Genomic DNA, 13,051 nt, shown 5'->3' with positions numbered 1-13,051 from the left:
GGAGTGAGTCACTGTCATCACAGCAAGCCTGATGGGTTCACGGGCAGCAGATAGTTAAGGCATTAGGCGAAAATCAGCGGGCCGTGCCTCTGCCTCTCACTGAACGCAGCGTTTACACTGCGCCATTGCGATGCAATATGTCGCATTGCCGTAAACCCGCGTAAAACCGGGGTTGGCGCTATAAGAAGTTGTCGCTTGGCGACAAGGTGGCGCTGAAAACTGTCCTTACAATCCCTGCATCGCCCGCCAGTTCCAGGCAGGCGTTCCTCTTCAGGAGACTCCGATGTCCGTTGAGCAAGCCCCGGTGCAACGTGCCGATTTCGACCAAGTGATGGTGCCCAACTACGCACCTGCTGCCTTTATCCCTGTACGTGGCGCAGGTTCGCGCGTGTGGGACCAGGCCGGTCGCGAGCTGATCGACTTTGCCGGCGGCATCGCGGTCAACGTATTGGGCCATGCGCACCCGGCGCTGGTCGGTGCACTGACCGAACAGGCCAACATGCTGTGGCATGTCTCCAACGTGTTCACCAACGAGCCGGCGTTGCGTCTGGCCCACAAGCTGATCGACGCCACCTTTGCCGAGCGCGTGTTCTTCTGCAACTCCGGCGCCGAAGCCAACGAGGCCGCGTTCAAGCTGGCCCGTCGCGTGGCGTTCGACCGTTTTGGCAGCGAGAAGTACGAGATCATCGCCGCGTTGAACAGCTTCCACGGCCGTACCCTGTTCACCGTCAACGTCGGTGGCCAGTCGAAGTACTCCGATGGTTTCGGGCCTAAAATCACCGGCATCACCCACGTTCCTTATAACGACCTGGCTGCGCTGAAAGCGGCAGTAACCGATAAGACCTGCGCCGTGGTTCTGGAACCGATCCAGGGCGAAGGCGGTGTACTGCCGGCCGAACTGGCTTACCTGCAAGGCGCTCGCGAGCTGTGCGACGCCCACGACGCACTGTTGGTATTCGACGAAGTGCAAACCGGCATGGGCCGCACCGGCCACCTGTTTGCCTACCAGCATTACGGTGTGACGCCAGATATCCTCACCAGCGCCAAGAGCCTGGGCGGCGGCTTCCCGATTGCGGCGATGCTCACCCGTGAAGACCTGGCCAAGCACCTGGTAGTCGGCACCCACGGCACCACCTACGGCGGCAACCCGCTGGCGTGCGCGGTAGCGGAAGCGGTGATCGACGTGATCAACACCCCAGAAGTGCTGGCGGGTGTGAATGCCAAGCACGACCTGTTCAAGGCGCGCCTGGAGCAGATCGGCAAGCAGTACGGCATCTTCACCCAAGTGCGTGGCATGGGCTTGTTGATCGGTTGCGTACTCAGCGATGCCTTCAAAGGCAAGGCCAAGGACGTGTTCAACGCGGCCGAAAAAGAGAACTTGATGATCCTGCAAGCCGGCCCTGACGTGGTGCGTTTTGCACCGAGCCTGGTGGTGGAAGAGGCGGACATCAATGAAGGCCTGGATCGTTTTGAGCGTGCTGTGAAGACGTTGACGCAAGCCTGATAGCGACACATTTTATTGGCCGGACCTGAACAAATGTGGGAGCTGGCTTGCCTGCGATAGCATCACCTCGGTGCCGTTGATATACCGAGTTGCCTGTATCGCCGGCAAGCCAGCTCCCACATGGATCTGCTTACACATTGAGACCGATGTGTATCCGGGGCCTGTGTCCGGCATTTTTTCCTCTGTGAGTTTTCGAGTTAAGGAGTGACACCATGCTGGTGATGCGCCCCGCGCAAATGGCTGATCTGGGCGAGGTACAGCGTCTGGCTGCGGACAGCCCGATTGGTGTCACCTCCTTGCCGGATGATGTGGAACGCCTGAGCGACAAGATCGCGGCCAGCGAAGCGTCCTTCGCGGCCGAGGTGAGTTTCAACGGTGAAGAGAGCTATTTCTTCGTGCTGGAAGACACCGAGACCGGCAAGCTCGCCGGCTGCTCGGCTATCGTAGCCTCGGCCGGTTACTCCGAGCCGTTCTATAGCTTTCGTAACGAAACCTTCGTGCACGCCTCCCGCGAGCTGAAGATCCACAACAAGATCCACGTGCTTTCCCAGTGCCACGACCTTACCGGCAACAGCCTGCTCACTAGCTTTTATGTGGTGCCTGAGCTGGTCGGTTCGCCGTGGTCGGAACTCAATTCCCGTGGCCGACTGCTGTTTGTCGCCAGCCATCCTGAGCGCTTTGCCGACTCGGTGGTGACCGAGATTGTCGGCTACAGCGACGAGAACGGCGATTCACCGTTCTGGGATGCCATTGGCCGCAACTTCTTCGACCTCAACTACGCCGCCGCCGAGCGCCTGTGCGGGCTGAAAAGCCGTACCTTCCTCGCCGAGTTGATGCCGCACTACCCGATCTACGTGCCGCTGCTGCCGGACGAAGCCCAAGAGGCCATGGGCCAGGTGCACCCGCGTGCGCAAATCACCTTCGACATCCTCATGCGTGAAGGCTTCGAAACTGACCATTACATTGACATCTTCGACGGTGGCCCGACGCTGCACGCCCGGGTCTCGGGCATTCGCTCAATCGCCCAGAGCCGCGTGGTGCCGGTGAAGATCGGCGAGATGGTCAAGGGCGTTGGCCGCCAGTACTTGGTGAGCAACGCGCAGTTGCAGGATTACCGTGCGGTGATGCTGGAGCTGGACTACGCGCCCGGCAAACCGGTGACCCTGGACCTGGCGGCAGCCGAAGCGCTGGGTGTTGGTGAAGGCGCCAGTGTGCGCCTGGTTGCGGTTTAAAAAGAGAGTTTCGCGGGTGGCTGACAACAGCGGCCCGTTCGAGGAGATAGCATGATCGTTCGTCCCGTACGCAGCAGCGATTTACCGGCCCTGATTGATCTGGCGCGCAGCACTGGCACCGGTCTCACCACCTTGCCGGCCAACGAAGAGCGCCTGACCCACCGGGTGGGCTGGGCGGAAAAAACCTTTCGCGGCGAAGCCGGGCGCGGCGATGCCGACTACCTGTTCGTGCTGGAAAACGACGAAGGCCGCGTGGTGGGAATCTCTGCCATCGCTGGCGCCGTTGGCCTGCGCGAGCCGTGGTACAACTTCCGGGTTGGGCTGACTGTCAGCGCTTCCCAGGAACTGAATATCTACCGTGAGATACCGACGCTGTTCCTGGCCAACGACCTCACCGGTAATTCCGAATTGTGCTCGTTGTTTTTGCATGCCGATTACCGCAACGGCCTCAACGGTCGCATGCTCGCCAAGGCGCGCATGTTGTTTATCGCCGAGTTCCCGCAACTGTTCGGCAACAAGATCATTGCCGAGATGCGCGGTGTGTCCAACGATGCCGGGCGTTCGCCGTTCTGGGAAAGTCTGGGCCGGCACTTCTTCAAGATGGAGTTCAGCCAGGCCGACTACCTCACCGGCGTGGGCAACAAGGCGTTTATCGCCGAGCTGATGCCCAAGTTCCCGTTGTACAGCTGCTTTCTCTCCGAAGACGCGCGCAATGTGATCGGCAAGGTCCACCCGGACACCGAGCCGGCCCTGAGCATGCTCAAGAGCGAAGGCTTCAGCTACCAGGGCTATGTGGATATTTTCGACGCCGGCCCGGCGGTGGAATGTGAAACCAGCAAGATCCGTGCGGTGCGCGACAGCCAGTCACTGGTGTTGGCCATCGGCACGCCGGGGGACGACGCCACGCCGTTCCTGATCCATAACCGCAAGCGCGAAGAATGCCGTATCACCGCCGCTCCGGCCCGTCTGGCGGCAGGTACCCTGGTGGTCGATCCACAGACCGCCAAGCGCCTGCAGCTGGTGGTGGGTGATCAAGTACGTGCTGTTGCGTTGTCTGCTGCTCGGGAGTCCAAATAATGAATTCGTTGTATATCGCAGGTAGCTGGCTGGCTGGCCAGGGTGAGTTGTTTGAATCGCGCAACCCGGTGACCCAGCAAGTGCTGTGGGCTGGTAACGGTGCCAGCGCTGAACAGGTCGAATCCGCCGTGCAGGCTGCGCGTCAGGCATTCCCGGCATGGGCCAGGCGCCCGCTCGAAGAACGCATCAGCGTGCTGGAAACCTTCGCCGCCACGCTTAAAAGCCGTGCCGATGAAATCGCCCGCTGCATTGGCGAAGAAACCGGCAAGCCCCTGTGGGAGTCGGCCACTGAAGTCACCAGCATGGCCAATAAGATTGCGATCTCGGTGCAAAGCTACCGCGAGCGTACTGGCGAGAAGAGCGGCCCCCTGGGCGACGCCACCGCAGTGTTGCGCCATAAGCCCCACGGTGTGGTGGCGGTGTTCGGCCCTTACAACTTCCCTGGGCACTTGCCCAATGGGCACATCGTCCCGGCGTTGCTGGCGGGTAACACCGTGCTGTTCAAACCGAGCGAACTGACCCCCAAGGTCGCCGAGCTGACCGTGCAGTGCTGGATCGAAGCCGGTTTGCCACCGGGCGTGCTGAACCTGCTGCAAGGCGCGCGGGAAACCGGCATCGCCCTGGCGGCCAACCCAGGCATCGACGGCCTGTTCTTTACCGGCTCCAGCCGCACCGGCAACCACTTGCACCAGCAATTCTCAGGGCGCCCCGACAAGATCCTGGCCCTGGAAATGGGCGGTAATAACCCGCTGGTCGTGGACGAAGTCGCCGACGTGGATGCGGCGGTGTACACCATCATCCAGTCGGCGTTTATCTCGGCAGGCCAGCGTTGCACCTGTGCCCGCCGCTTGCTGGTGCCGCAAGGTGCCTGGGGCGATGCCTTGCTGGCGCGCCTGGTGGCGGTGAGTGCGAGCATTGAAGTGGGCGCTTTTGATCAGCAACCGGCGCCGTTCATGGGTTCGGTGATCTCCCTGGCTGCGGCCAAAGCCTTGATGCAAGCCCAGGAACTGATGTTGGCCAATGGCGCCGTGGCACTGCTGGAGATGACTCAGCCTCAGGCTCAGGCCGCTTTGTTGACCCCTGGCATCATCGACGTAACCGGTGTGACGGAGCGTGAAGATGAAGAGCTGTTTGGGCCGCTGCTGCAGGTGATCCGCTATGCGGATTTTGCCGGTGCCATCGCGGAGGCCAACAACACCCAGTACGGCCTGGCCGCTGGCCTGTTGTCGGACTCCGAAGCGCGTTACCAGCAATTCTGGCTGGAAAGCCGCGCCGGCATCGTCAACTGGAACAAGCAGTTGACCGGCGCTGCCAGTACCGCGCCGTTCGGTGGTGTCGGGGCGTCGGGCAATCATCGCGCCAGTGCCTATTACGCGGCGGATTATTGCGCGTACCCGGTGGCTTCGCTGGAGACGCCGAGCCTGATAGTCCCGGCAACGCTCACGCCAGGTATAACGCTGATCTAAATGTGGGAGCGGGCTTGCTCGCGAATGCGGTGTTTCATTCAACATTTGAAGTGACTGAACCACCGTTTTCGCGAGCAAGCCCGCTCCCACAATGGATCTGTGGTGTATTCAAGTGATTTGATGCCTATAAAAACAGATGTTCGTGGAGCCTCGCCGATGAAATCCTGTGAAGTCAATTTTGACGGTCTAGTGGGGCCGACCCATAACTACGGCGGTTTGTCCTTCGGCAACGTCGCGTCCCAAAGCAACAGCCAGCAGTCTTCCAACCCGAAGGAAGCGGCGTTGCAGGGCCTGCAGAAAATGAAAGCCCTGATGGACATGGGCTTTGTGCAAGGTGTATTGGCGCCCCAGGAGCGCCCGGATGTAGCCGCCTTGCGCAGCTTGGGTTTCAGCGGCACCGACGCCCAGGTGATCGAGCAGGCTGCCAGGCAGGCTATGCCTTTGCTGGTAGCGAGCTGCTCGGCATCCAGCATGTGGGTAGCCAACGCCGCCACCGTCAGCCCAAGCGCCGACACCGCAGACGGCCGCGTGCATTTCACTGCCGCCAACCTCAATTGCAAATACCACCGCAGCATCGAGCACCCCACCACCAGCCGCGTGCTGGGGGCGATGTTCGCCGATGGCAAGCATTTCGCTCACCACGCCGCCTTGCCGGCCGTGGCGCAATTTGGCGATGAAGGCGCGGCCAACCACACGCGTTTCTGTCGTGAGTACGGTGAGGCGGGCGTCGAGTTTTTCGTGTTCGGCCGTAGTGCTTTCGACCCTCGTTACCCGGCCCCGCAGAAGTACCCGGCGCGCCAGACCCTCGAAGCCTCCCAGGCCGTTGCGCGCCTGCATGGCTTGAAGGATGACGGTGTGGTCTACGCCCAGCAGAACCCGGCGGTGATCGACGCGGGTGTGTTCCACAACGATGTGATCGCGGTGGGCAACGGCGAAGTGCTGTTCTATCACGAGGATGCGTTCCTCAACACCGAGCAGATGCTCGCCGAACTGCACGGCAAGTTGGGCAAGCTGGGCGGTAACTTCCAGTCGGTGTGTGTGCCTCGCGCGTTGGTCAGTGTCGAGGACGCGGTGCGTTCCTACCTGTTCAACAGCCAGTTGCTGACTCGTCCTGATGGTTCGATGCTGCTGATCGTGCCGGAAGAGTGCCGCGCCAATGAGCGCGTGTGGCAGTACCTGCAAGGGCTGACCGCTGCCGGCGGGCTGATTCGCGAGGTCAAGGTCTTCGACCTCAAGCAAAGCATGCAAAATGGCGGTGGGCCGGCGTGCCTGCGCCTGCGCGTGGCGTTGAACGAAACCGAGCTGGCGGCCGTGAACCCAGGGGTTATCATGACCGCGCCGTTGTACGAAACCCTGACCCAATGGGTGGGCAAGCACTACCGTGACAGCCTGCGCGAAACCGACCTGGCTGACCCGCAGTTGCTGCTTGAGTGCCGGACGGCATTGGATGAACTGACGCAAATCCTTAAACTGGGCTCGGTTTATCCTTTCCAGATCAATTAATGCCACACGGCTGAGATATTTTATTTATGACCGACACCCTGAAACTCATCCTTGAAGACACCGACGGCACCCAGCTGGAAACCTCCTGCACCCGCGTCGCCGTGGTCTGGCAGGGCAAGGAGATCTGGATCCAGCACGATGGCCGCGGCCAACTGCTGATTGGCGTAGACGTAGAAGAGGGCGACGCCGAGTACGCCAACCTGCTGATGCGCCCATTGGCCACCAACCTGATGAGCCTGCAACTGGAAATGGAACCGGCCGACGTTGAAGGTGACGACGACGATCACGTCCATGGCCCAGGCTGCAACCACTAAGGAAGCTGCTTATGCTCGCCCTCGGCAAACTGCTTGAACTGACCCTCGCCGGTCGTGAACCGGCGCAAAAAATTCAACTGACTGTCGACGGCGTGCAGATGCGCTGGCTCAGCGAAGGCGCGCTTGAAGTGCGCCCTCCTGAAGCTCTGGACAACGGCAGCGACTTGCTGCTGTCGTCCGGCATCCATGGCAACGAAACCGCGCCGATCGAATTGCTCGACCGCCTGTTGCATGGCATTGCCCGCGGGGAGATCAAACCCCGCACCCGTATTCTGTTCCTGTTCGGTAATACCGAGGCCATGCGCCGCGGTGAGCGTTACCTCGAGCTGGACGTCAACCGGCTGTTCAATGGCCGGCATGAACAAAACATCGGCCCCGAAGCCATGCGCGCCGCCGAGCTTGAGCAATTGGCCCGCAGCTTTTTCAGCCTGCCTGGCCGTTCGCGCCTGCATTACGACCTGCATACCGCGATTCGTGGTTCGAAAATCGAACAGTTCGCGTTGTACCCGTGGAAAGAAGACCGACAGCATTCGCGCCGTGAGCTGGAGCGGCTGAACGCGGCTGGCATGCAGGCGGTGCTGCTGCAGAACAAAACCTCGATTACCTTCACCGCGTTTACCTACGAGCAACTCGGCGCCGAGGCGTTCACCCTGGAGTTGGGCAAGGCCCGGCCGTTCGGGCAGAACGACGGTGTGGACGTGTCGCGCCTGGAAGCGCGTCTGAAGCAGATCATCGAGGGCAACGAGCCTGAGACCGGTAGCCTCGACGGCCTGCAACTCTTCGCCGTTGCGCGAGAAGTGATCAAGCACAGCGACGCCTTCCTGATGCACCTGCCCGCAGATGTGGAAAACTTTTCGGAATTGGAAAGGGGCTACCTGCTGGCCGAAGACGTGGCCAAGACCCGTTGGGTGATCGAGGAGGAGGGCGCCCGCATTATCTTTCCCAACCCAAAGGTGAAGAACGGCTTGCGCGCCGGGATATTGATCGTGCCCACCACGGATGCCGGCCTGGCCTGAGAGCCAAGTCTGGCTCAGTCCAATGTGGGAGCTGGCTTGCCTGCGATAACATCACCTGGGTATCACTGATACACCCAGGTGTCTGCATCGCAGGCAAGCCAGCTCCCACACTGGTTTGCGGTGAGGCTTGGATTTAGACCGCTACCGCACGCGGCTCGCTACGACGGATCGCGCGTACCTTGTGCAGGGTATCGGCGCAGGTGCGCGCCGCTTCCTGGCCCTTGTGCACGAAGTGCTCGTAGAAAAACGTGGTGTGCTCGCTGCCGGCATGGAAGTGGTGCGGCGTCAGGGACACCGAGAACACCGGCACTTCAGTTTCCAGCTGCACCTGCATCAGGCCGCTGACTACCGATTGCGCGACGAATTCGTGACGGTAGATGCCACCGTCCACCACCAGCGCGGCAGCGACGATGCCGGCGTAACGGCCGGTCTTGGCCAGCAACTTGGCGTGCAGGGGCATTTCAAAGGCGCCGCCGACTTCGAAGAAGTCGATGTCCGATTCCTGATAACCCTGGGCGATCATTTCGGCGAGGAAGCCTTTGCGCGATTGGTCGACAATATCCTTGTGCCAGCAGGCCTGGATAAACGCGACGCGCTCGCCGTGATGGTTTTTGCTTTTGCTGTCGATTGCGGTGGGTTGCATGTTCTGACTCCTGTTTAAGAAAAAAACAGGGCGTTATGAATCGAATGGGATTTAAGGGTACGCATGCGCAAACAAGCGCGCGGCCCTTAGGTGCCAATCCCGTTCTCTCTTCATCCGGACTATGACCGTCGGCCCCGGGATCACACCGGGTCTGCTGACCTCGTCGCCGTCCTGCCTGAGCAGTTCGAGGCGCCAAGCGCTCGCGGGCTATGCACATTGCGTGCAATTACCGCCGGTGGGGAATTGCACCCCGCCCTGAGAACGTTGCCACCAGAACCCTGGCGGCGCAGAGTTTTTAACATGGTTTTTCGAAAACTGCACGGCTGCCGTCTCGATAACTTATATCGGTTTGATTGGTTGGTATTCGAATGAATGCAATAGGGGCTTGATATTCCGTGGCTTTGCCCGCAGTAATCACACACAAAAGGACTTATCCACTCCGTTAGAGGCCCCCTTCATGACCGTGATCGACCTGCGCAGCGACACCGTGACCCAACCTACCCCCGGCATGCTCGACGCAATGGCCAGCGCCGTCAGCGGCGATGATGTCTACGGCGAAGACCCCAGCGTCAACCGCCTGGAGGCCGAGTTGGCCAAGCGCCTGGGCTTTGCCGCGGCGCTGTTCGTGCCCACCGGTACCATGAGCAACCTGCTGGCGTTGATGGCTCACTGTGAGCGCGGCGAGGAATACATCGTCGGCCAGCAGGCTCACACCTACAAATACGAAGGCGGCGGTGCGGCGGTGCTGGGGTCGATCCAGCCGCAACCCCTGGAAGTTCAAGCTGATGGCTCCCTTGATCTGAACCAAGTGCTTGCCGCCATCAAGCCCGACGACTTCCACTTCGCCCGCACACGCCTGTTGGCGCTGGAAAACACCATGCAGGGCAAAGTGCTGCCGCTGGATTACCTGGCCAAGGCCCGTGCATTTACCCACGAGCATGGCCTGGCCCTGCACCTGGATGGCGCGCGCCTCTACAACGCGGCGGTCAAGCTGGGGGTGGATGCGCGAGAAATCGCCCAGCATTTCGATTCGGTGTCGGTGTGCCTGTCCAAGGGCCTCGGTGCGCCGGTCGGCTCGGTGCTGTGTGGCTCGACGGCGCTGATCGCCAAGGCTCGGCGCTTGCGCAAGATGGTCGGCGGCGGCATGCGCCAGGCGGGCTCCCTGGCGGCGGCGGGGTTGTATGCTCTGGATCATCAGGTGCAGCGCCTGGCTGACGACCATGCCAACGCGCAATGGCTGGGCGATGAGTTACGCAAGGCCGGCTACAGCGTCGAGCCGGTGCAGACCAATATGGTGTATGTGCAGGTAGGTGATCAGGCGCAGGCGCTGAAGGCCTTTGCGGCCGAGCGTGGGGTCAAGTTGAGCGCCGCGCCGCGCCTGCGCATGGTCACCCATCTGGATGTGAGCCGGGCGCAGATCGAGCAAGTGGTGCAGACATTCGTCGCGTTTTCGCAGAAATGACAGTGCAGGCCGTCTAATTGACTGTTTCTATCACATAAACACGCTGTACCACCGGCAAAGGGCCGATATAATGCGGCCCTTTGCCGTCGCTCCGTCTGATGATGTTGCGCACTGGCCTTTGGCCGCAGCCTCCGTGGAAGAACCTAATGAAAAGCGCAGAAATCCGTGAAGCCTTCCTTCGCTTCTTCGAAGAGCAAGGCCACACCCGTGTAGCCTCCAGCTCCTTGATCCCAGGCAATGACCCAACCCTGCTGTTCACTAACGCGGGGATGAACCAGTTCAAGGACTGTTTCCTGGGCCAGGAAAAGCGCGCCTACACCCGCGCTACCAGCAGCCAGAAGTGCGTACGCGCCGGCGGCAAGAACAGTGACCTGGAAAACGTCGGCTACACCGCCCGTCACCACACCTTTTTCGAGATGCTGGGTAACTTCAGCTTCGGCGACTATTTCAAGAAAGACGCGATCACGTTCGCCTGGACCTTCCTCACCGGCGTGCTGAAGCTGCCCAAGGAAAAACTCTGGGTCACCGTGTACGCGACGGACGATGAAGCGTATGACATCTGGACCCAGGAAATCGGTGTACCTGCCGAGCGCATGATCCGTATCGGTGACAACAAAGGCGCGCCCTACGCGTCCGATAACTTCTGGACCATGGGCGATACCGGCCCGTGCGGCCCGTGCACCGAGATTTTCTACGATCACGGCGACGATATCTGGGGTGGCCCGCCAGGCTCGCCGGAAGAAGACGGCGACCGCTACATCGAGATCTGGAACAACGTGTTCATGCAGTTCAACCGCACCGCCGATGGCGTGTTGCATCCGCTGCCGGCACCGTCGGTAGACACCGGCATGGGCCTGGAGCGGATCAGTGCGGTGATGCAGCACGTTCACTCCAACTACGAAATCGACCTGTTCACCAACCTGCTGAGCGCCTCGGCGGCAGCCATTGGCTGCGCCAATGAAGGCCAGTCTTCGCTCAAGGTGGTGTCGGACCATATCCGTTCCTGCGGTTTCCTGATCGCCGACGGCGTGCTGCCTTCCAACGAAGGCCGTGGCTACGTGCTGCGTCGCATCATCCGTCGTGCGTGCCGCCACGGTAACAAGCTGGGCGCTACCGGCAGCTTCTTCTACAAGATCGTGGCCGCGCTGGTTGCCGAGATGGGCGATGCCTTCCCGGAACTCAAGCAACAGCAAAGCAACATCGAGCGGGTGCTCAAGGCTGAAGAAGAGCAATTCTCCAAGACCCTGGAGCACGGCCTGAAAATTCTGGAACAGGACCTGGCTGAACTCAAAGGCACCGTGGTGCCGGGTGATGTGGTGTTCAAGCTGTACGACACCTATGGTTTCCCGATGGACCTGACTGCCGACATCGCCCGCGAGCGTGAGTTGACCGTCGACGAAGCCGGTTTCGAGCGTGAGATGGAAGCCCAGCGCGTGCGCGCACGTTCGGCCAGCTCCTTTGGCCTGGACTACAACACCCTGGTCAAGGTTGACGTACCGACCGAGTTCACCGGCTACAAGGCGACTGCGGGCTCGGCCAAGATCGTCGCCATCTATAAAGACGGTAAGTCGGTCGACGTGTTGAGCGAGGGTGAAGAGGCGGTTGTGGTGCTGGACCAGACGCCGTTTTATGCCGAGTCGGGTGGCCAGATTGGCGATTGCGGTTTCCTGAGCTCGACATCCGGTCGTTTTGACGTGCGCGACACCACCAAGACCGGCGGTGCGTTCCTGCATCACGGTGTGCTGGTGCTGGGCAACTTGACTGTGGGCGCACCGGTAGACACCCAGGTCGATGCCGATGTAAGGCATGCCACGGCGTTGAACCACTCGGCCACGCACTTGCTGCACGCCGCGCTGCGCCAGGTCCTGGGCGAGCACGTGCAGCAAAAAGGTTCGTTGGTGGACAGCCAGCGCCTGCGTTTTGACTTCAGCCACTTTGAAGCGATCAAGCCTGAGCAGATCAAGGCCCTGGAAGACATCGTGAACGCCGAGATTCGCAAGAACACCCCGGTTGAAACTGAAGAAACCGATATCGAGACCGCCAGGAACAAAGGCGCCATGGCGCTGTTTGGCGAGAAGTACGGCGACGAAGTTCGCGTACTGAGTATGGGCGGCAGCTTCTCGGTAGAACTCTGTGGTGGCATCCACGCCAACCGCACCGGCGATATCGGCCTGCTGAAGATCATCAGCGAAGGTGGTGTGGCCTCGGGCGTACGTCGTATTGAGGCGGTGACTGGTGCTGCGGCCCTGGCTTATCTCAATGCAGCCGAAGAACAACTCAAGGAAGCGGCCGGCCTGGTCAAGGGCAGCCGCGACAACCTGATCGACAAGCTGTCCGCCGTTCTGGAGCGCAACCGTGCGCTGGAAAAACAGCTGGAGCAGTTGCAGGCCAAAGCGGCGAGCGCTGCGGGCGATGACCTGTCGGCCGCGGCGGTTGACGTCAAGGACGTAAAAGTCCTGGCGGCGCGCCTGGACGGCCAGGATGGCAAGGCGCTGTTGGCCTTGGTCGATCAGTTGAAGAACAAGCTCGGCCGCGCAGTGATCCTGCTCGGCAGTGTCCATGAGGATAAGGTCGTTCTGGTTGCGGGTGTAACCAAGGACCTGACTGGCCAACTCAAAGCCGGTGATTTGATGAAGCAAGCCGCTGCGACAGTGGGCGGCAAGGGCGGTGGTCGTCCGGACATGGCGCAAGGCGGTGGTGTCGATGCCGCAGCGCTGGACGCGGCCCTGGCCTTGACCGTGCCATTTGTCGAGGCAGGTATTTAAAGCACTGTTAACCGGCCCGTGGTCTAGTCACGGGCTTGTTCAGTGCAGGTGGATTGGATATTAGGCGCC

10 protein-coding genes and 1 riboswitch are annotated in these 13,051 nt (G+C 60.8%); of the genes, 9 read left to right on the top strand and 1 reads right to left on the bottom strand.

What is annotated here, in order from left to right:
* The first annotated feature begins 283 nt into the window (after window positions 1-283).
* From AB4P90_RS22105 to astE, 7 genes are all read left to right on the top strand, one after another.
* A complete protein-coding gene (locus tag AB4P90_RS22105) occupies window positions 284-1,504 on the top strand; it encodes an aspartate aminotransferase family protein (RefSeq protein ID WP_014719595.1) in 1,221 nt (406 codons plus the stop codon).
* 212 nt (window positions 1,505-1,716) lie between these two features.
* Window positions 1,717-2,736 carry an arginine/ornithine succinyltransferase subunit alpha gene (gene aruF, locus AB4P90_RS22100; protein WP_003175655.1) on the top strand — a complete coding sequence of 340 codons (1,020 nt, stop codon included), beginning with the start codon at window positions 1,717-1,719 and terminating at the stop codon, window positions 2,734-2,736.
* A 51-nt stretch (window positions 2,737-2,787) separates the two neighbouring features.
* Entirely contained in the window at window positions 2,788-3,813 is a 1,026-nt protein-coding gene (gene astA / locus AB4P90_RS22095) for an arginine N-succinyltransferase (protein WP_003193612.1), read from the top strand.
* Window positions 3,810-5,279, top strand: a complete 1,470-nt coding sequence (astD, locus tag AB4P90_RS22090; RefSeq protein WP_166405422.1) for a succinylglutamate-semialdehyde dehydrogenase — start codon at window positions 3,810-3,812, stop codon at window positions 5,277-5,279. The genes astA and astD overlap by 4 nt, the downstream gene beginning before the upstream one ends.
* A gap of 156 nt (window positions 5,280-5,435) precedes the next feature.
* Complete coding sequence (gene astB / locus AB4P90_RS22085; RefSeq protein WP_103452218.1) at window positions 5,436-6,782, top strand: N-succinylarginine dihydrolase; 1,347 nt, start codon at window positions 5,436-5,438, stop codon at window positions 6,780-6,782.
* A 26-nt stretch (window positions 6,783-6,808) separates the two neighbouring features.
* Complete coding sequence (locus AB4P90_RS22080) at window positions 6,809-7,096, top strand: hypothetical protein (protein WP_003175651.1); 288 nt, start codon at window positions 6,809-6,811, stop codon at window positions 7,094-7,096.
* Window positions 7,097-7,107: 11 nt separating this feature from the next.
* A complete protein-coding gene (gene astE, locus AB4P90_RS22075) occupies window positions 7,108-8,112 on the top strand; it encodes a succinylglutamate desuccinylase (RefSeq protein WP_014719592.1) in 1,005 nt (334 codons plus the stop codon).
* A 133-nt stretch (window positions 8,113-8,245) separates the two neighbouring features.
* Here the strand turns inward: astE and AB4P90_RS22070 are convergent, their stop codons facing one another.
* A complete protein-coding gene (locus AB4P90_RS22070) occupies window positions 8,246-8,755 on the bottom strand; it encodes a 6,7-dimethyl-8-ribityllumazine synthase (RefSeq protein ID WP_003193604.1) in 510 nt (169 codons plus the stop codon).
* Window positions 8,756-8,852: 97 nt separating this feature from the next.
* Window positions 8,853-9,022, bottom strand: a riboswitch (FMN riboswitch).
* Between the two features lie 190 nt (window positions 9,023-9,212).
* Here AB4P90_RS22070 and ltaE point away from each other — a divergent pair.
* Both ltaE and alaS read left to right on the top strand, forming a co-directional pair.
* On the top strand, window positions 9,213-10,217 hold the full coding sequence (ltaE, locus tag AB4P90_RS22065; protein WP_014719591.1) for a low-specificity L-threonine aldolase: 1,005 nt from the start codon (window positions 9,213-9,215) through the stop codon (window positions 10,215-10,217).
* Window positions 10,218-10,363: 146 nt separating this feature from the next.
* Window positions 10,364-12,982, top strand: a complete 2,619-nt coding sequence (gene alaS / locus AB4P90_RS22060; RefSeq protein ID WP_014719590.1) for an alanine--tRNA ligase — start codon at window positions 10,364-10,366, stop codon at window positions 12,980-12,982.
* Window positions 12,983-13,051 lie beyond the last annotated feature (69 nt).

It is taken from the genome of Pseudomonas sp. B16120, from assembly GCF_044218845.1.
GTDB lineage: Bacteria > Pseudomonadota > Gammaproteobacteria > Pseudomonadales > Pseudomonadaceae > Aquipseudomonas > Aquipseudomonas paracarnis.
The sequence above is the reverse complement of the archived record's forward strand: the minus strand, read 5'-3'. Positions and strand labels throughout refer to the sequence as shown.

Coding starts and splice junctions, on each gene's coding strand:
- alaS (WP_014719590.1), top strand. CDS start 10,364: ATGAAAAGCGCAGAAATCCGTGAAGCCTTCCTTCGCTTCTTCGAAGAG.
- astB (WP_103452218.1), top strand. CDS start 5,436: ATGAAATCCTGTGAAGTCAATTTTGACGGTCTAGTGGGGCCGACCCAT.
- aruF (WP_003175655.1), top strand. CDS start 1,717: ATGCTGGTGATGCGCCCCGCGCAAATGGCTGATCTGGGCGAGGTACAG.
- astE (WP_014719592.1), top strand. CDS start 7,108: ATGCTCGCCCTCGGCAAACTGCTTGAACTGACCCTCGCCGGTCGTGAA.
- AB4P90_RS22080 (WP_003175651.1), top strand. CDS start 6,809: ATGACCGACACCCTGAAACTCATCCTTGAAGACACCGACGGCACCCAG.
- ltaE (WP_014719591.1), top strand. CDS start 9,213: ATGACCGTGATCGACCTGCGCAGCGACACCGTGACCCAACCTACCCCC.
- astA (WP_003193612.1), top strand. CDS start 2,788: ATGATCGTTCGTCCCGTACGCAGCAGCGATTTACCGGCCCTGATTGAT.
- AB4P90_RS22070 (WP_003193604.1), bottom strand. CDS start 8,755: ATGCAACCCACCGCAATCGACAGCAAAAGCAAAAACCATCACGGCGAG.
- AB4P90_RS22105 (WP_014719595.1), top strand. CDS start 284: ATGTCCGTTGAGCAAGCCCCGGTGCAACGTGCCGATTTCGACCAAGTG.